Annotated in this window: 14 protein-coding genes; 5 read left to right on the forward strand and 9 right to left on the reverse strand. The window is 46.0% G+C overall.

Translation table 11 applies throughout. From position 1 onward, the window contains the following. The first annotated feature begins 125 nt into the window (after positions 1 to 125). A complete protein-coding gene (locus tag DW657_RS00005; RefSeq protein ID WP_233546567.1) occupies positions 126 to 1,187 on the forward strand; it encodes a YncE family protein in 1,062 nt (353 codons plus the stop codon). A gap of 110 nt (positions 1,188 to 1,297) precedes the next feature. Then, positions 1,298 to 2,320: a hypothetical protein gene (locus tag DW657_RS00010; protein WP_233546568.1), complete on the forward strand. Its 1,023-nt coding sequence runs from the start codon at positions 1,298 to 1,300 to the stop codon at positions 2,318 to 2,320. Positions 2,321 to 3,039: 719 nt separating this feature from the next. Here DW657_RS00010 and DW657_RS00015 read toward each other — a convergent pair. The 4 genes from DW657_RS00015 to DW657_RS00030 all read right to left on the reverse strand — a co-directional run bounded on the left by DW657_RS00015 (position 3,040) and on the right by DW657_RS00030 (position 9,525). Beyond that, positions 3,040 to 5,835: a fimbrillin family protein gene (locus DW657_RS00015; protein WP_118310940.1), complete on the reverse strand. Its 2,796-nt coding sequence runs from the start codon at positions 5,833 to 5,835 to the stop codon at positions 3,040 to 3,042. A gap of 122 nt (positions 5,836 to 5,957) precedes the next feature. Beyond that, entirely contained in the window at positions 5,958 to 7,094 is a 1,137-nt protein-coding gene (locus DW657_RS00020; protein ID WP_118310941.1) for a fimbrillin family protein, read from the reverse strand. Between the two features lie 98 nt (positions 7,095 to 7,192). Next, positions 7,193 to 8,179, reverse strand: coding sequence for a DUF5119 domain-containing protein (locus DW657_RS00025; RefSeq protein WP_233546569.1), 987 nt, complete (start codon positions 8,177 to 8,179; stop codon positions 7,193 to 7,195). Between the two features lie 5 nt (positions 8,180 to 8,184). Continuing rightward, positions 8,185 to 9,525 carry a DUF3575 domain-containing protein gene (locus DW657_RS00030; protein ID WP_118310942.1) on the reverse strand — a complete coding sequence of 447 codons (1,341 nt, stop codon included), beginning with the start codon at positions 9,523 to 9,525 and terminating at the stop codon, positions 8,185 to 8,187. Between the two features lie 557 nt (positions 9,526 to 10,082). Here DW657_RS00030 and DW657_RS00035 point away from each other — a divergent pair. Beyond that, entirely contained in the window at positions 10,083 to 11,066 is a 984-nt protein-coding gene (locus DW657_RS00035) for a site-specific integrase (protein WP_118310943.1), read from the forward strand. 77 nt (positions 11,067 to 11,143) lie between these two features. On the opposite strand, the gene DW657_RS00040 is transcribed toward DW657_RS00035, so the two are convergent. The 5 genes from DW657_RS00040 to DW657_RS00060 form a co-directional block, all read right to left on the reverse strand. After that, entirely contained in the window at positions 11,144 to 11,839 is a 696-nt protein-coding gene (locus tag DW657_RS00040; protein WP_118310944.1) for a tRNA 2-thiocytidine biosynthesis TtcA family protein, read from the reverse strand. A 164-nt stretch (positions 11,840 to 12,003) separates the two neighbouring features. Beyond that, entirely contained in the window at positions 12,004 to 13,536 is a 1,533-nt protein-coding gene (rny, locus tag DW657_RS00045; protein ID WP_118310945.1) for a ribonuclease Y, read from the reverse strand. Positions 13,537 to 13,561: 25 nt separating this feature from the next. After that, positions 13,562 to 13,852 carry a cell division protein ZapA gene (locus tag DW657_RS00050; RefSeq protein WP_117662775.1) on the reverse strand — a complete coding sequence of 97 codons (291 nt, stop codon included), beginning with the start codon at positions 13,850 to 13,852 and terminating at the stop codon, positions 13,562 to 13,564. A 26-nt stretch (positions 13,853 to 13,878) separates the two neighbouring features. Beyond that, positions 13,879 to 14,172 (reverse strand): hypothetical protein, encoded by a 294-nt coding sequence (locus DW657_RS00055; protein WP_089544209.1) that lies wholly within the window; start codon positions 14,170 to 14,172, stop codon positions 13,879 to 13,881. Between the two features lie 90 nt (positions 14,173 to 14,262). Beyond that, positions 14,263 to 14,913, reverse strand: a complete 651-nt coding sequence (locus DW657_RS00060) for a hypothetical protein (RefSeq protein ID WP_117662773.1) — start codon at positions 14,911 to 14,913, stop codon at positions 14,263 to 14,265. Between the two features lie 297 nt (positions 14,914 to 15,210). On the opposite strand from DW657_RS00060, the gene rfbA reads away from it, so the two are divergent. Beyond that, positions 15,211 to 16,089, forward strand: a complete 879-nt coding sequence (rfbA, locus tag DW657_RS00065; protein WP_118310946.1) for a glucose-1-phosphate thymidylyltransferase RfbA — start codon at positions 15,211 to 15,213, stop codon at positions 16,087 to 16,089. Between the two features lie 58 nt (positions 16,090 to 16,147). Beyond that, complete coding sequence (locus DW657_RS00070; protein ID WP_118310947.1) at positions 16,148 to 18,619, forward strand: polysaccharide biosynthesis tyrosine autokinase; 2,472 nt, start codon at positions 16,148 to 16,150, stop codon at positions 18,617 to 18,619. Positions 18,620 to 18,687: the final 68 nt, after the last annotated feature.

Raw genomic sequence — 18,687 nt, forward strand, 5'->3', positions numbered from 1 at the left:
TTTCCAGGATGATGCCGTATTGCAGAAGAACATCGATAGTTTTTATAAGAAGAGCCGACTCGTGAAGTACTTCACCGAGAACCCGCTTAAGGACAATACCAAATAACAAAGGAGGACTAAGAAAAATGAGAAAAGACGTAATGATGATCAGCGCAGGACTGGTGATGATGGCAATGGCATCCTGCGACAAGACAGAATATAGAGAGATTACAGAAGACCGTGTAGTGCCGCAGCCGGTGGATACCATCAAGGTGGCAGACCATTTCTACCTGGACGGCTATCTCTCGCGCACATCAGAGGATATCGGAGGCAGACAGCTGAATGCCGTAAACCTCTATCACGATGGCGAAGACCTGTATGTAGCCAACTTTGCCGGCAAATGCATCGATGTTTTCGATGCTGAAACACTGGAGCTGAAGCGCAGTATCAGCAATGCCGACCGCACACTGGCTAGGGATGTATATGCCGAGGGCGAGCACCTCTTCGTGGCAGCCGGCGACAGCCGAGAGGTGCAGATCTTCGACAAGAAGACGGGTAAGTATCTCAGTCGTCTGGGCACCGGTTCCTGGCCAGCCAGCAATGTTTCGTGGGCGGGATGCGTGTGCGCTACCCCTCGCCTGGTGTTCGTAAGAGACTCTAAGGAGACCAATATCAGAGTATTCGACCGTGAGGCGCTGGATATGAATGCAGCCAACAACAACAATGTCTATGCCAAGCTGGCTACAGGCAGCTATTTCATCGGCAGCAAGTTTGAGCCGCAGTCTGAATCCTATGATATGGAAGCGATAGGCGATTCGCTCTACAGTTTCATCCCTCGTACAGGTACCATCTATGCCTGGAAGGTACAGGACATCATCGAGAAGAAGAACGATGCGCCAGCCAAGATTACCCAGAACGCAACAGAGAAAATCCGTTCCATCTCGAAGACCGACGACAAGGAGAAGTTCTTCGTATCGATGGAGAAGGACGGCAAGATGCAGCTGGCAGAATACACTCTGGCTGATATCCAGAAGCGAGACTTCTCTCAGCCAATCCGCAGTTTTGCGGGCGACGGCCGAGTGAGCCTGCCATCCCAGACCATCGTAACCTACCAGAAGGAGAAGCTGATCCTGACCAACGGCACTAAGCTCGACCGCTGGGAGATCCGCAACAATCCATCCTACGAGATCCAGCCTCGCCAGAAGTAAGTAAGCGAAGCATTCTCGGAATAAAGCAAAAAAACTGCCTAAAAATTTGGAGGTTACAAATATTCAGCGTATCTTTGCAAATATATTTAATTAATCATGGAGGATAGAATATGATGATATACGTAGCCAACCCACTTTACGATGCCGTCTTCAAGTATATGATGGAAGATGAGCGAATAGCCAAGACATTGCTTTCTGCACTCTTGCAGAAAACGGTGATTGCTGTAGAAATGCGTCGTCATGAATATCCCAACATTTCACGTGATGCCATCTCTATGTTTCGTGTTGACTTTGCTGCAACCGTATTGGAAGATGACGGAAGTAAGAATCTGATTCTGATAGAATTGCAGAAAACATGGCTGGAGACGGAAACCTTGCGCTTCCGTCAATACCTGGCTGTGCAGTATAACAACAAGGAGAATATGCGCAAGGAGACCAAGGGCAAGTATGCCCTGCCTACCGTGGCGGTGTATCTGCTGGGGCATAACGTGGGACAATTCACGGAACCCGTCATCTATGCCAGACATAAGATATATGACTATGAGGGAAATGAAGTACACCAGGAGGAGCCAGACCCATTTGTAGAGAGTCTGCAGCATGACAGCATCATTGTCCAGATTCCGCGGCTGAGAGGAAGGGTAAACAATAGACTGGAGAAAATACTGAGCGTATTCGACCAGTCGCAGATTTATCCGGACGACCAGCGAATGCTTGAGTTGGATGAGAACAAATATGGGGATGATGCCGAAATGACGCATATACTCCATCGGCTCCAGTCGGCGGCGGCTAATCCTGACATCAGAAACAGGATGAATGCAGAGGATGAGTTCTTCCAGGCCCTGGAAGACAGGGATACAGCCATTATGCAAATGGATGCTACAATCATGACGCAGAAAAAAGAACTCGAAAAGCAGAAGGCGGCACTTAAAGAGAAGGATGCGGCAATTGAAGAGCAGAAAGCGGCAATTGAAGAGAAGGATGCGGCACTTGAAGAGCAGAAGGCGTCACTTGAAGAGCAGAAAGCATCCTTGCGCGCAGCAGTTTTGGCTTTATCGAAGTCGGGCATGAATGCAGAAATGATAGCAAAGACTTTGAATATCGGAGAGGAGAAAATACAGGAAATATTATCCTAACTGATATTCCAAACCCATTTCAGTACTTGAATAACAGATAAGCAAAGAAATCCCCCATCCTACTTTCTCAAGCGGGATGGGGGTTTTGCTTATGTAATAATTAAACCTAAAAAAAGCCCTGCCGGCTTTCACAAGCAGGCAGGGGATAATTATAAGTAAAAGATGTAAATAGATGTACCACTGTACAACCTACTTATTAAAACTATAAAATTAATCTTGCAGATTCTACACACATTAATCTGCTTTCTTATATATGAAGGAGGCATATTCACATACACCCGCAATCAATAGACTCAAATTCTTACGACTTTTATCATCATAGACTATCTTTAGCCTACCTATTATATATCGAACTGTTTTTTATCATATCATCGTAAGTATCAATTATTTGCTATTTATCTTTATTAATCCGTAATATGTCTCAACAACTGCTTCACCTATGCCTCCCCCGCTGCTGTAGCTCTCAGTCAAGAGACCATCAGCCAGCGAGGGGGCGAGTTTTTTTTACATATGATTGATTCGAAGATATCCTTCATTATGTTGGGGATTACAAATCCCCAGAACATAAAGAGGTTAGGACATTTCTTGACGGCGGATTGCAAATCCGCCGGAACGCCTAACGGAGGATGGGCTTATCCAGTACTACCGGGACACCCAGCGGAGGATGGGCATTTCCAGCGATGCCGGGACGCCTAACGGAGGGATGGGCATATCGGGCGCTATTTAAGCGTAGCTGGGCGATGATAAGTCCAAGTGATTTGACAAGCCCCTAGCTTGTTTTTGTCAGGATTATCTTCATATCCGTTAGATTCATTGCCGCCGAGAAATTTTAGTTGATTTACTCTGCTGGTATTCATATAGCCACTGCCACCTCCAGCGTTATGAGTATTAAATCCTCCTCCACCGCCATAAAAGCCACTACCACCTTGTACTGCAAAATTATTATTCAAGGCATACCCCCCGATTCCGAATGCCGATGGTTGTTTGAGAGTTGCATTTGACGGTGTATTTCTTCCCCCAGCAGTTTTGGTTCCTCCGTATGGTTTAATAGTCGAATCCCATAAACTGTTACCGGCTCCATTTCCTCCTGATTCACCTCCACCATATCCCGAAGGTTTGCTAGCATTTGAGAATGATGCAGCTCCAGATCCACCAGCTACCATTAACAGGTAATTTTTATAATTTTCATAATTATATGTTTCTCCGTTTCCTTGTAAAGAGGTAGCAATGTGGGAAGCTCCTCCTCCCCAACCTCCTTTTGGATCGTAACCCTTACTTTTACCATTATTATATCCAGATCGATTACCTACACAGATATAAAGTTTTTTATCAGATACTGATGATGTCCACGTTGCTTTAGCAAAACCGCCAGCAGAAACTGTACCATTATTTAATGAAGTACCAGTCGCGCCCCAACAACTTAATGTATACTCTGTAACTTCAGGGATATCAAATTCATCCACATCTTCGCGTCGAACAAGGTAGAGACGTGTAATCTTTGCACCAGGCACATCACATTCAATATCTTTTTTAACTATAGGATTATCACGAGTAGGTGTAGCACTAATATCTTGAAGATATCCCCAACAAGTGTTAAGTCGTTGTTCCGCTGGATCAGCTTGAGCTTGAAATTTTACAGTCTTTCCAAACGGAACAATAAAACCGCATCTGTACAATGCCGTCAGGTCATTGTGATTGTGAAGATCATTGACATATGGTTTGTTACCAACAAATGTTCGTGATGGGAAATAATGTGCGTCAGTTTTATGTAGGAAAGTTTCGGACACCTCAAAATCAGATGATTCTGGTCTTTTCACGTTTTCACCATAGTAGTACTTATAACCATCATCCTTGAAACGTAAGGTTTTATTACGAGAACTTGGAATATTAAGAATCACAAAACCTACCAGATGTTTCATTTTTACTGTAAAGCTACCATATGAATCAGCAACAAAGCTACCCGCCTGAAAATCAGCTGATTGGAATTTTTCCTTAGTACTTTGATCCGTTACTAATTGCAGATTATTAATCTTATCTGCAAAGAAAGCTTCGGCTGTTGTGGCTGTTGGATCTACAGTTTGTTGACTAGCACTATATGGATAATAGCAGAAATATCTACAACTTTTTGAATACAAGAGTTTTTCTCCATTTTCCGGTTCCCACAGATTGTAGTTATTCTGTTGGGTAGCTTCCACTCTGGTAAGCTTCAAATTTTCTACAACCAGTTCATTGTATTTATTTACTACGTAAACTCCTATCTGATCTCCAATTTCGAACGAGTTCTTTGGATCATTCTTGTAATATTCCCATGAATTATCGGGAACTTGGTCCACTAAATTCCAGGAAGTATCATAATAAATATAATCCCCGATAGTCTTAAACATATCGGCTGAAAGGTTATAGTTGATGGTTGTACCTGCCTTCCATTCACCCGTGAGGTTTGTTTCAAACGTCTCTGTTTGTCCACCTTTCGTCAAAGTGAAACATACCTTTGCCCCCGTTTCCAACGTCTGAGGAATCATCATCAATGTTTGAGCGCCCTGTGTGAGCGCATAATCTTGCTGACCAACAATTATATTTTTGTCAGTAACATCGAAGGTGTATGTAACCTTATTATTTTTATCTAATGTCCACACAGCATTTGGCACATTAGCCGTTTCTGACAAAGAAAGATCACAGATGCCCTTGTTATAAATACCTTGCAATTCTATCTTTGTCAGCTGTTTTCCGCTACCTACAACAGCTGGTAAATTCTTATCGACGGAAAAGGTTACGGCAGTAAGGGCATGATAGAAGTTCAAGCCCAGAGCTTCCTTTGATTTCGAGCCTTTGTTGGTGGCAACAATCAAGTCGGGCTGATTGGCAATATCCGTATTTGATGCAGTATATGTGATCTGGGGCTTGCCGTTGGCTATGTCTTGGGTGTATTCAAGAGGTGAGTTTACATTTGCATTATATGGAGCGAAAGCATGAAAAGACACTTCTCCTGTATTTGGCCATCGGCTGTCCTGGATTCCCCAAAAATTATTGGATGGTGTGGCAACGGCTATTTCCGGATTGCCATCTTTCTGGAATAATGATACATTCGTGTTTCCTTCCTTATAAATAGCAGTTACGCCAAAACTACCATAATCACCAATATTTTTCTTTTGGGCTCCACGGGTCTGCACAGCTCTTTCCTGTTCCCCGTCTTCCAGCAGTGCACCGGAACGGGTGATGCGTTTTCCGTCCTTGCTCCAGATATAGATACCGTTCTGCCCTAACGAATGAAGATAGAGGGGCTTACCGTAGGATGTAGGTACGACGATAGGCCCCTCCTCGTTTGCTGCATCTTTAGCTGCACGTGAAGAGGAGCTGGGAGACAGAGGCTTCCAGCTGTTGTCGAGCGATGGTTGAAATGTAATTTTATCATCAGATAGATTGGCTTGCTGCAGTGATTCGCTTTCTGAACATGACGTAAAGGATGCGAGTACACTGAGTGCCAACAAACTGCATTTATAAGTTTTTCTCATCATATAGTTTTCTTTAAATTCTTTTTACGCCAATAAGGGTAAAGAATCGGAGGGTTCCGATCTCAGACTCTCTCGTGAGCCGGATACCCTCCAATTCTAAAATTATAATCTGGTATATTCAATATTTACATTGGGACATTTGTTGCCTGATCAACCCATTGGGTTACAGTAACATTGAAGAAGATTTCTTCACCCAGAATAGTATCACCTGGCTTTGGATCCTTATTAGTCCAATCCGGACCTGGCTCTGCAGGATCTACCTTACCAGCACCCTTACTCAAGTTGAGAGTGTAAATATACTTATTACCATTTTCCCAATTGACAGCAGGGATAGCTACAGCAGTCCAAGCGCATTTAGTTTCATCAACCTGATCGGTTTTTGGATAAACCTGCACCCAGTCGCCAGCGCCATTCTTCTTCTGAACATTAATCAAGAGAGAAATGTACGCACCATTAGCTTGGTGGTAATCATCAGTTCCATTCATGTCTATAGGTCGTCCATCCCATGATGTAATCGTCTGTGGGAGAAGCATAGCGCTGTTATCACCTACGAGCAAATCTGTAACGGCTTTATTATTTTCATCAAGCGTGATGTTTACACCTTGATGAAGGATATACTGGGTCGTAAAGTTTTGATTCTGCCAGTTGTGCTTAGCAGCCTCTCCAGGTTTAAATGTATAGGTACCTGTACCTTGTACATTAGTGATACGAACGCCCTTGATAACATACTTTAAATTCGCATTTGTATTCTGCACCTTGATCTGAATCTGGGAAAGAATATGGTCGAAATTCAAATCAGCTCCTGCTGTTCCATTTTGAGCCTTGGTGCCTTCTGCCTTAGCTACAAGCAAATCCAACTGATCTGCAAGATTTGTATTTGGAGTGTAATCAGTCAAAGTAATGTTATCCTTGGAAATTGTAGGAGTTACGCCATCCATATTCTCCTTACCTGTAGCAAACGCCATAAAGGTATAAGCCTTATCCTTCTCCCAGAACCAAGGACCGCCTACACTCTCAAACGTCGTTCCAGCACCTTTCTTTGCAAACTGCTCTTTAGTAAATACCACGTCATTATCAGCCCATGCACTCACCCAGATATTCTTGAGATTATCTGTTGTTGCCTCAGTTCCACGGCTGTTCAAGCCTACTGTACTGCGGAAGGTGATGTTAGAGCTCTTCGCAACATCCTTAGTATCTTCTGAAGAGCATGAAGACAAGGCAATAGCAGTAGCTGCTGCCATTAACAAAACACTTTTTTTCATAACTGTTTTCTTTTAAAAATTAATAATTAAATTGTTATAATAATATCGATTATATGATTCTTAATGATAGATAAACCTATGAGATAACCAAAAAATGATTATACGTTGATATCTATATAAACCTCGTTCCACTTATTCACGCTCGGCTGCACACCAGAACCACCAGGTATAGCCTCAGGGAATGGCAGTTTATCCAACTCAATCCTGATAGGAGCACCCTCTTCCTGATCGGCAGCGTGAACCTGATCGGTAACATCCACCTCGTAAAACCAGTTGCTGCCGTCGGTGAGCTGCGCATAAACCATCAGTACATGCTTGGCAGAAAAGTCCAGACAGTGACCGAAGAGGTTTTCCTTGCCCCTGACGATGGTAAGACTAGGATCCAACTCAAGTGCAAACGGAATGGTAACCCTCTCTGATGACAGCTGATCGATACCAGCCAGCCATCCGCCAGAGAGTCCAGACAAGCTGGCACTCATCGCCTTCACACTCCGGATATTCTCCACGTTCCTGATTTCTACGGTGAAATACTTCACTCTCGGTTTGGGTTTCATCGTAATGGTACTCATCTCACCTGCCGGCTTGATGACCACTCGCTCGGCTTGGGCGCTATAGAGCATAGCCGGTCCCTGCATCACTCGCTCCTTTTCTGTGCCCCTGGCACGTGGCTCAGCCTTTGCCATAGCAGCAAGCAAGCCCTGGAGTGCTCGTGTTTCAGCCGAAGTAACCTCGAACGTATTGAACTGTTCCTTGTTGTTGATACGATGCGTCTCCTTGTCACTGTTTACACAGATGGCACGATAGACTCCAGCATCCGCCGAGATGGTTCCACCTTTCTTGTCCGTAAACTCGTATCTGATAGGCTCACCTCCATTCTCAGGATAGAGATAGAGACTCATGGTGGCAGGATTGGCATCGGGAGCTTCGCTCCAGTCGAACGTCACCTCCACAGTCTCTCGGTGGGGATGGTCGTAGCAGAGGTCCTTGTGCTCGCAGGATGAGAGCAGTTCTGCCATCATCAGGAAGAAGGCTGCACAGACGATTACGCGGAAGAATAGGATCATTGATTGTCTTAACTCTGTCATTCTAGTCATTTCTTACCTCCTTTCTTGCTATTGGTGTTTCCGTTGCCGAAGAGCCATACCAGTGATACTTCTCCGCGGGTAGGTCCTATCCAGGTGCGGTTGCGGGTTGCCTCATATACGTAGCATCCGTCTTTCGGCTCATAGGTCTTGTAGTGGGACTTGATGTATCCCACGCCCAGTCCGAAGTCGAGGTTCAGGCGTCTTCCTATCGGCAGTGAGTATCCGTACTCCATTCCTGCTCCGTAGGTTTTCTTGCTCTGGTGACCGGTGCCTCCGTTTTCGATATCATAGGTGAGGAACTGTCCGTAGAGGGAGACGTGATGTCCCTGCATCGGTTTTTCCTTGGCTTTCCTGCCGAAGTACTTTCTTATCTCCATTTCTCCACCATAGATTCTCCAGTATTTGTGGCTGGCATCCTTGCTCCACCAGGCTAGCATACCGCTGGCTCCGAGGGTCCATCCCCTGCCGATGCTGGTCTCGATGCCGATGTTAGGCACCAGGAGGGCATCATATAGCAGGTTGGTTTTCAGGGCATAATATCTGTTGCCCAGAACCGTTTCTACCGTTGTCCCGTCAAAGAATCCCTCCTGTCCCGAACCGGATGTTCCGATATTGGAATGATAGAGGGAATCAGTCTCACTTCCCTGCCTGTGGGTAAGCGAAGAGAGAGAATCTACTTCGCTACCCTGCTGAGAAGCAAGTGACGAGAGAGTATCTGAAGGATTTACAGCAGACTGATCAGTCGGCTGGATATGTCTGATTTCACAAACTACGACGGTACCGGAACGGAGCGTTTCGAAATGATTGGCGAGCATATAGTTCCATGCCTTACCGCCATTGAGGTTTTGCAGTCGCCGCTTTCTTCCGTCCACCACCTTACCGTTTTTCACGATCCATACAGGCGTGTTTTCAATAATGTTCAGTGCCTTGTCTTTCCAGGGTACATCTGCCTTGGCAAGCTCCTGTGCCAGTCCTTGCCAGTCTTCACCGAGCGAAGAGAGGACGAAGATACTGTCGGGCAGGATGAGCTTTTCCCTAAGATAATCACGCAATCTTTCTCCACGTCGCCTAGCCAGCCTTTTGTTGAGCGAGGTCGCTCCTTCAGGCGAAGCACCCGAAAGGATCTTGATACGTTGCAACACTATGTTCGGGTTGCCCTCCACACCTCTGATCCCTTCTTTGAGCCTTTCCAGGCTGGCAGCATTGTTCATATAGGAAAGATCTAATAATGAATAGCCCGGCCGGTAATAAACCGTTGTCCGGAGGCTGTCGCCTACCGTGCCGGCGTATGCATTTGCCATAATTGTAGTGGGCAATAGCATCACCATTACAATTTTCTTCACCATATTTTATTATTAATCTAATTGTTTATCTACTTTGAGTTTATTACCTGTCTTCTTTTATAAAAAGATAGACTTGGATTTTATACAGTTTCATTATTAAGGGTTCCAATCATCATTTACTATAGCTATGTCATTTTGAGTTGGCATTCACCTTATGTCTTCTATCAGTACGAACCGATACAGTTGTACTTTAACTGTAGCTAAAAGCTTCGTTAACTGCGATACAGTTGTACTTTAACTGTATCAGATGACTGAAATAAATCCTAAAAAAGTCTTTTTTGTGTTGTTTGTTAAAACTAAAATTGCACAAATATACCCTTTTTGGCTATAAAATAAGAATTATTGACTACAAAGTGTTAATTAAGTGTTAAATAGAGATTGAAAATATTGTAAATTGAAGATATTATACTATCTTTGCAGCGCAAAAGTTAAAGTACAACTATTGCACAAAATCACGCTTTTTATATTCCATTTCTACCTTTTGTTTGGTTATTCTAGAAAAAAGCGATACCTTTGTAACGAAGATAACTCTAAATTTTAATTTTTAATCAGAAAGCAATATGATGAAGATTACAATCTTTAGCCGAATCAAGAAATTCGCAGCAGACGCACGTAAGAAATCAAAAGATATTACATTAGGAGAGTTTACCCGAAGCTATGCGGATGAAAGACACAAGGAAGGAGAGAAAATGTATGAAGGAAGATGCGGCAGCATTCTGAGCATGCTGAAGCACCTGGAGACCTTCGGCGGAAGCAACATCCCGCTGAAAAAGGTGGATGTGGAAACCGTCAAGCAGTTTATCGACTACCTACGCTCTGCCCACGACCTGCATAAAAACATGAAAGCACCCAGAAAACTATCCGACAGCACCATCCATCTGAAGGTGAATATCCTGAAATCGGTATTGAGGGAAGCCGTGAGACGGGGATTGCTGGATGAGAACCCATTCGACCTGCTGCCCCATTCCTATCGCGTCAAAGCCCAGTACAGGGAAAGAACAGCGCTGACCCAGGAGGAACTCATCAAGCTGAGCGAAACACCCTGTAATACTCCCGAGCTGAAGGAGGCATTCCTGCTAAGCTGCATCACGGGACTGAGGAAAAGCGATATCCTGAGTCTATCCATCCATGACATCGAAAAATGCGATGACACCTATTATATATATAAGAAGATGAAGAAGACACAACGCTGGCTCCGGCTTCCGCTGCCGGAAGAGGCGCACCATATTCTCTCGAAGCTCCATGCCAAGAATGGTGATACCCCCTACTTTTTCGCCCATCTCTCGCCCCATCATCTGGGCGAGCATCTGGAAGTATGGCTGGAGGATTGCTGTATCTCCGACAAGCATATCACCTTCCATTCGGGACGCCACACCTGCGCCACCCTATTATTGACGCAGGGCACGGATCTCTATACCATCATGAGGTATCTGGGGCATCAGAACATCAACACCACGCAGCGATATGCGCATATCACGAACCAGATGCTATCCAGCGCCACCCATCTGCTGAACTATCAGCTCAAGGGTTTAGCAGCCTGCTAGAATCATATATTCTTCTGAAAGCATTCTCCCACTAATTTCACAAATAACACAGATGCATACCTGTTTCACGGATTAAATCACTTATTCATCATCGCCCGCCAAAGACTGTATCTCGCCTCGGGATTCAGCTGTTCCAGCTGCTGGAAGATCTGCTGCATATCACTGCGGCGCGTGGTCTCCTCGTACGGACACAGCGCCTTCTGCTTCGTGAATTGTAACTCCTCTGCCACCTGACGAATATCCGCCTCATGCACCAGACAAAGGGGGCGGATGATGATAAGCGGATAATGCTTCAACCGCAGACTGGGCTGCATGGTGGAATGAGAACCCTCGAAGGTGATATTCATCAGGAAAGTTACGAGGATATCATCCATGTGATGGCCCAGGGCTATCTTATTGAAACCATTATTCACTGCAAATTCGAAGAGCGTCTTGCGGCGGTTCCAGGCACAAAGAAAACAACGGGTCTTGCGGGGATCGGTGGATTCATCGAAAGAACTATGCAGGATATGAAGTTTGATGCCATTCTCTGCACAAAATGCCTGCAGATAAGAACGGTCGGTCTCGTAAGGAATGTTATCCATAATGATATGCGCCGCCTCTACCTCGATATGCGGCTTATAGATGCGGGCACGCTGAGCCAAGAGGCGCAACAGTTCCAGAGAATCCTTTCCGCCGCTCAAGGCAATGAGAATCCGGTCACCATCCTCCAAAAGGTGATAATCCACGCATCCTTTATTGAATCGCTTTAAAATCTTCTGTTCTGCTTTCATCACATTATATTATATAAATGTAGCCGTACATGATATAAAAGAAAAAAGCCGCTGTCCCCTAGAGAACAGCGACTATATCAAATACATTCCTCATCCTATGAAGGAGAGAAACGATAATTTAAACTTCGAATATATGAAAACGCGTTTTATCGCTTGATTTCTTCTTACTTGGCATAAGCCACGCTGCGAGTCTCACGGATCACGGTAATCTTCACCTGACCAGGATAGGTCATCTCGTTCTGAATCTTGGTTGCAATCTCATCAGAGAGCTTGATGCTCTGCTCATCGCTCATCTTGTCGGCACCCACGATGACACGAAGCTCACGACCAGCCTGGATGGCATAGGTCTTGGTAACGCCAGGATAGCTCATGGCGATAGCCTCAAGATCGTTCAATCGCTTGATATATGCCTCTACAATCTCACGGCGGGCACCTGGACGGGCACCGGAAATGGCATCACATACCTGTACGATAGGAGCCAGAAGGGTGTTCATCTCCATCTCGTCGTGGTGAGCACCAATGGCATTGCAGATATCTGCCTTCTCCTTGTACTTCTCGGCAATCTTGGCACCATAGAGTGCGTGTGGCAACTCGCTCTCCTCGTCTGGCACCTTACCGATATCGTGCAACAGACCGGCACGCTTTGCCTTCTTAGGGTTCAAGCCCAACTCAGAAGCCATCACCGCACAGAGATTGGCGGTTTCACGAGCATGCTGCAAAAGGTTCTGACCGTAAGAAGAACGATACTTCATCTTACCTACGATACGAATCAACTCTGGATGCAGACCATGGATACCGAGGTCGATGGCTGTACGCTTACCGGTCTCGATGATCTCATTATCCAACTGCTTCTTCACCTTGGCTACCACCTCCTCGATACGGGCTGGGTGGATACGGCCATCGGCTACCAACTGATGGAGAGCCAGACGGCAAACCTCACGGCGCACAGGGTCGAAGGCTGAGATAACGATAGCCTCAGGAGTATCATCTACCACGATTTCCACACCGGTGGCTGCCTCGAGAGCACGGATGTTGCGGCCTTCACGACCGATGATGCGTCCCTTAACCTCATCATTATCGATATGGAATACAGAGACAGAGTTCTCGATAGCTGTCTCGGTAGCCACACGCTGGATGGTCTGGATTACAATCTTCTTAGCCTGCTGATTGGCATTGAGCTTGGCATCATCCATGATCTCATTGATGTAGCTGGCTGCATCAAGACGAGCCTGATCCTTCAAGCTTTCTACCAAGCGGCTCTTCGCCTCCTCGGCACTGAGCCCAGAAAGCTCTTCGAGCTTAGCCTGCTCCTGCTTCTGCATCTTCTCGAGTTCCTGCTGCTTCACGGCGAGGAGTTTCTTCTCATTGTCGATGCGCTGCTGATACTGCTCTACCTCCTGCTTGCGGCGACCGAGGTCTTCCTGGCGCTGGTTGAGCGAGATTTCGCGCTGCTTGAGCTTGTTTTCACTCTGCTGGATGCGGGAGTTGCGCTGCTGCACCTCCTTCTCCAACTCGGCTTTCTTATTGAGGAACTTCTCCTTCACTTCGAGAAGCTTTTTCTCCTTTACCACTTCTGCCTCTTTGCTGGCAGCATCTATCATTTCATTATATTTTCCCTTAATGACATAACGGAAAATGACATACCCCACGATACCTCCCAGAACGAGAGCTACCAGGGCCGCTATTATTGTTACCATATATATATTATAATTATTAATATTCTTACTTAGCCAAGGTATCTTCTATCTCCGCAGTCAGTTTGTCCAGAATATCATTATATGGTTGGGTATCATTTTTATCTGATTCCTTCTCGAATCTCAAAGCTACATCAATGAGAGCCATATACAAAATCTCCTTGTCGCTCTTGCGCCCCTTGAAGATTTTTGCATACGAATTGACGATCTCATCGATCAACTTAGCCGACTTACGATAATACTCCTCATCCTCTCTCGGTATTCTTACCGTGAGGTCGGTATCATATACATGTAATCTGATCTGTAATTTATCTTCCATCTGATCTGCCTCCGCTCCAATAGTTATTACTTGTCGCTCAGTAGCGTTATACACTTGTTGACATCTCTGATGAGCTTGGCGATGCGCTTCTGGGTGGTCTCCATGTCGGAGTCGGAAATCGTCATCATCTTCGCCATCTTCAGACTGTCGTAATCATGCTTTGCCTGAGTCAACTTCTCCTGCAATTCCTTGATCTTGGCATCGCGCTCATCCACCATCGCATACAGCTCTGCATTCTCATGCTTGATATCTTCAAACTTGAGAATCATCTGTCTTACTCTTGTGGCAAACGTATTGATTGTTTTCTCACTAGCACTCATGACTTTTTATTTTTGGCTACAAATTTAAGAGAATAATTTGAAAAAAACAAATATTCTCCTGTTTTTTTTATCTTTTTGGGAGAATATTGGCTACTTTCCCATCTTTTGCTTTGCCTTTTCCACCTCTTCATCGGATGGACGTGGCTCCTTCTTAGCCAACATCAGTACCTGGAATGTGAAATCGGTAACCCACTGCTGGCTGAACTTCAGACGGGTGTTGAAGTGGCGCAAGCCTACCACGGTCTTGAGCACGCTGGCATCCGAGAAATCGTTCTTGTTGAAGATGTCGTCCACAGTCTGTGCAGTGAGCTTATAGAGGGTCTTCTTCATGAAGCTTGGCAGACGAAGCTTGAACTTCATCAGGTTGCCCATGAGCATCATCAGATCCTGGGTGAAGTTCTGGAACTGGATGAGATAGGTATTGACATCCTGGAGTTTCTGGCAGTTCTTGCGGATGCTGGCATCAATCTCCTTGAAAAAGTTATCGTCGGTATCATAGATGTTCTTCATCATCTTCTTGACCTGTGCCTTCTCACCGATGCCCAGACGGTTGTTGACGGTAGGAACATGGAGGCTGGTCTTGAAGACACGGAGGTCTGGAAGCATAGCCAGATTGGTGATACCTAATTGTGAAGCCAAGGCTGCCTGGAAATATACACGGACCAGGGTCATGTAGTCTTCCATTCCACCTACTTTCTTATCTTCGTCTTTACGACTGAATAGTTTAGAAAATATTCCCATTCTTAATCTTATTTATTCATTAATGTTCTTAAATGTTCTGCAAAAATACAATAAAATCGCAAAATACCCAAATTAAGAAGTAGTTTTTTTCCCTTAAAGTATATTTTTCCTATATTATATGAAGATTTTAGGCTGATTATTTTCACCGCTCAATATTTTTTAGTAACTTTGCCACGTTTTTAAAGACGTTTTTTCTGTTCCGCCCAGAGACTACACTGACTGCGGAACGTGCAACATATAATATAAGGTATAATAAGAACTTTTCCCATTAATAAAGGAAAGAAACAAGAAGAAGATATGAAAGGAATCGTATTAGCAGGTGGTTCGGGTACCAGACTGTACCCTATCACAAAAGGCATCAGCAAGCAGCTGATTCCTATCTTTGACAAACCTATGATATATTATCCCGTATCGGTACTGATGCTGGCTGGTATCAAGGAAATTCTGATTATCTCTACGCCTTTCGATCTGCCTGGATTCAAGAGACTGCTGGGCGACGGAAGCGAACTGGGGGTTCACTTCGAGTATGCTGAACAGCCATCGCCCGACGGACTGGCGCAGGCGTTCATCATCGGCGAGGAATTCGTAGGAAAGGATGATGTATGCCTCGTGCTGGGTGACAACATCTTCTACGGAGCCGGATTTACCGGACTGCTGAAGGAGAGCGTGATGGCTGCCGAAGCAGGACAGGCAAGCGTATTCGGCTACTACGTGAACGATCCGGAAAGATACGGCGTGGCGGAGTTTGACAAGGACGGCAACTGCCTGAGCATCGAGGAGAAGCCAGCACAGCCTAAGAGCAACTATGCCGTAGTGGGACTCTACTTCTATCCGAACAGCGTGGTGGAAGTGGCGAAGCACATCAAGCCTAGTGCGCGTGGAGAGCTGGAGATTACCACAGTGAACCAGCACTATCTGGCAGAGAAGACCCTGAAGGTAAGAACCCTGCAGCGCGGTTTTGCCTGGCTGGATACCGGTACCCACGACAGTCTTTCGGAAGCCAGCACCTTCATCGAGGTGATAGAAAAGCGCCAGGGACTGAAGGTAGCCTGCCTGGAAGAGATAGCCTACAACCAGGGATGGATCGGCAAGGAACAGCTGAAGAAACTGGCAGAGCCGATGCTCAAGAACGGATACGGACAGTATCTGATGGCTATTGCTACTGACAACAGATAAGCTCTGACTCAAGACTGAGATTTCAACAGAATAAAATAAGAATATCATTAATAGTAAAATGGAAGAAAACAAGAATTACGAACTTGAGGACTTGCAGGAGCAGGAAGAACAGTCGGCGCTCGACTTTCAGACCATCTATTCCACTCTGATTCTGAACTGGAAATGGTTCCTTCTCTCGATTGTTCTCTGCTGTGCCCTTGCAGTGGCTTACGTGAAGCTGGCACCAAAGGTATTCCAGAGTTCTACGAAGATTTTGATCAAGGATGATGAATCCAAGAAGAGCGGCGGTGCTGCCGGTGCAGCGGCTGCGGCGATGTCGAACCTGAGTCTGGGATTCATGTCCAGTTCCAACGGTATCGACAACGAGACGGAAATTCTGAACTCACGCTTTCTGGTACAGCAGACCATCAAGAACCTGAAGCTCTACGCTGAGTACAAGCACGGCGGCATGCTGGTAGATACGCTGATCTATGCCAAGCAGGAAGTAAACGTGGACATGGACACCACCAGCCTGAAGCAGCTGAATGCTCCGATGAAGCTCACCATCACTCGTGAGGGAGGCATCTACCACGTAAAGGGTAAGTATTTCAAGCCTATCGATGCAGAAACCTTCGAGAAGGCTCCTTACGAAATCAACAAAATCCTCGCCAAACTCCCGGCACAGATCAGAACCAAGGCGGGTACACTGACCCTGACACAGAACCCTGTCTATGAGCTGAAGGAAGGTACTGAGCTGAAGGTGGAGATGATTTCTCCTTTCAAGGCTTCTAAGGAATACTTCAAGCGTCTGACCATGAACCAGACCAAGAAGACGGCTAACACCGTGGAGCTGACCTTCAACGATGAGAGCAGAGAAAGAGGCGTTGACTTCCTCAACGGTCTGATTGATGCCTACAACTATCAGGCAAACATCGACAAGAACGAGATACAGAAGCGCACAGAAGACTTCATCAACAGCCGACTGGCAAAGATCTCTACAGAGTTGACCGGCAACGATACCAACCTGGAGAAGTACAAGCAGAAGAACCGTATGGTGGACATCGGACTGAACGCCAAGCAGGCTGTATTGAGTTCCGACCAGTTTGACCAGGAATTGAACAAGGCCAACATGCAGGTGGAACTGCTCAACGAGATCGGTAAGTATATGGATCAGCCAGCCAACAAGTATCAGCCTATCCCTACCAACGTAGGTCTGGAGGATGAGAGTGCTACGGCATTGATCGGACAATACAACAGCCTTGCCCTGACCCGCAAGCAGCTGCTACACAGTGCGAGCGAGGATTCACCAGTGGTAACCCCTATCACGGCACAGCTGGAAGACCTGATGACTGCCATCAAGCGAGCTATGTTCCAGGCAAGAATCAATATGAAGATCCAGCGTAACAGCATCGCCGACATGGCAAGCAAATACGAGAAGACCATCGGTGTGACTCCAGAACAGGAGAAGGCACTGACACAGATCGGACGTCAGCAGTCGGTTACCTCAGGTCTTTACCTGATGCTGCTGCAGAAACGCGAGGAGACATCCATGTCGCTGGCATCTACCGCCGACAAGGCAAAGATCATCGAGCCTGCAGCCTTCGTAGATAAGGTAAGCCCTAAGGGAATCATCGCATTGCTCATCGCATTCATCCTGGGTGTTGCCATCCCTGCCGGTATCATCTACCTGCGCGAACTGCTGCGCAACAAGATTCTGGGTCACGACGATGTAGAGAAACTGACCCAGCTCCCTATCATCGGAGACATCCCTACTGCCAGCGCCAACGGAAGCAAGGGTAACATCGTGATACAGGAAAACAAGAGCAACCTGATGTCGGAAATATTCAGAGGATTGCGTACCAACCTGCAACTGGCAGGTGACGACAAGGAAAAGGTATTCATCGTGACCTCTACCACTACCGGAGAAGGCAAGACCTTTATCGCTTCGAACCTTGCCATGAGCCTCGCTCTGCTGGAGAAGAAGACTATCATGGTGGGACTCGATATCAGAAAGCCTAGAATGGCAGAACTCTTCGGCATCGGCGACCGCCAGCACGGCATCACCAACATCCTTGCCAACGAGGAATGCAACTGGGAGGAAGTAAAGGCTCAGATCGTAGCATCTGGCATGAACCACAACTTAGACTTGCTGATGGCAGGTCCTACACCAGCCAACCCTGGTGAACTGATGGTAAGAAAGAGCCTGAAGCAGACCATCGCCCTGCTGAAAGAGCACTACGACTATGTGATCATTGATACAGCGCCTGTAGGTCTGGTAGCAGATACCCTGCAGCTCAGCAAGCTGGCAGACAGAACCCTGTTCGTTTGCCGCGCAGACTTCTCAACCAAGTCTAGCTTCACTTACATCAACAAGCTCGATGAGCAGAAGAAACTGCCAAATATCTCAATCGTAATCAACGATATCGACCTCTCCAAGAAGAAGTTCGCATACAGTTACGGATTTGGCAAATACAGCAAAAACGGCAACCGTTCTTTCGGTTCCTACGGTTTGTTCAGCAACAACACCAATGATGACAGCATCAAGATCTAGATCTTGAATCACGATAAAAAAAACGACGTGCAGCACTTGAATCAAAGTGCTGCACGTTTTATGCATCA

This window comes from Prevotella sp. AM23-5, from assembly GCF_003473645.1.
GTDB lineage: Bacteria > Bacteroidota > Bacteroidia > Bacteroidales > Bacteroidaceae > Prevotella > Prevotella copri_A.

Excerpts from the sequence above, each read along its gene's own strand:
- DW657_RS00055 (WP_089544209.1), bottom strand. The coding sequence starts at position 14,172 with ATGAGTGCTAGTGAGAAAACAATCAATACGTTTGCCACAAGAGTAAGA.
- DW657_RS00020 (WP_118310941.1), bottom strand. The coding sequence starts at position 7,094 with ATGAAAAAAAGTGTTTTGTTAATGGCAGCAGCTACTGCTATTGCCTTG.
- DW657_RS00035 (WP_118310943.1), top strand. The coding sequence starts at position 10,083 with ATGATGAAGATTACAATCTTTAGCCGAATCAAGAAATTCGCAGCAGAC.
- DW657_RS00010 (WP_233546568.1), top strand. The coding sequence starts at position 1,298 with ATGATGATATACGTAGCCAACCCACTTTACGATGCCGTCTTCAAGTAT.
- DW657_RS00060 (WP_117662773.1), bottom strand. The coding sequence starts at position 14,913 with ATGGGAATATTTTCTAAACTATTCAGTCGTAAAGACGAAGATAAGAAA.
- DW657_RS00025 (WP_233546569.1), bottom strand. The coding sequence starts at position 8,179 with ATGACAGAGTTAAGACAATCAATGATCCTATTCTTCCGCGTAATCGTC.
- DW657_RS00015 (WP_118310940.1), bottom strand. The coding sequence starts at position 5,835 with ATGATGAGAAAAACTTATAAATGCAGTTTGTTGGCACTCAGTGTACTC.
- DW657_RS00030 (WP_118310942.1), bottom strand. The coding sequence starts at position 9,525 with ATGGTGAAGAAAATTGTAATGGTGATGCTATTGCCCACTACAATTATG.
- rny (WP_118310945.1), bottom strand. The coding sequence starts at position 13,536 with ATGGTAACAATAATAGCGGCCCTGGTAGCTCTCGTTCTGGGAGGTATC.
- DW657_RS00040 (WP_118310944.1), bottom strand. The coding sequence starts at position 11,839 with ATGAAAGCAGAACAGAAGATTTTAAAGCGATTCAATAAAGGATGCGTG.
- DW657_RS00070 (WP_118310947.1), top strand. The coding sequence starts at position 16,148 with ATGGAAGAAAACAAGAATTACGAACTTGAGGACTTGCAGGAGCAGGAA.
- DW657_RS00005 (WP_233546567.1), top strand. The coding sequence starts at position 126 with ATGAGAAAAGACGTAATGATGATCAGCGCAGGACTGGTGATGATGGCA.
- DW657_RS00050 (WP_117662775.1), bottom strand. The coding sequence starts at position 13,852 with ATGGAAGATAAATTACAGATCAGATTACATGTATATGATACCGACCTC.
- rfbA (WP_118310946.1), top strand. The coding sequence starts at position 15,211 with ATGAAAGGAATCGTATTAGCAGGTGGTTCGGGTACCAGACTGTACCCT.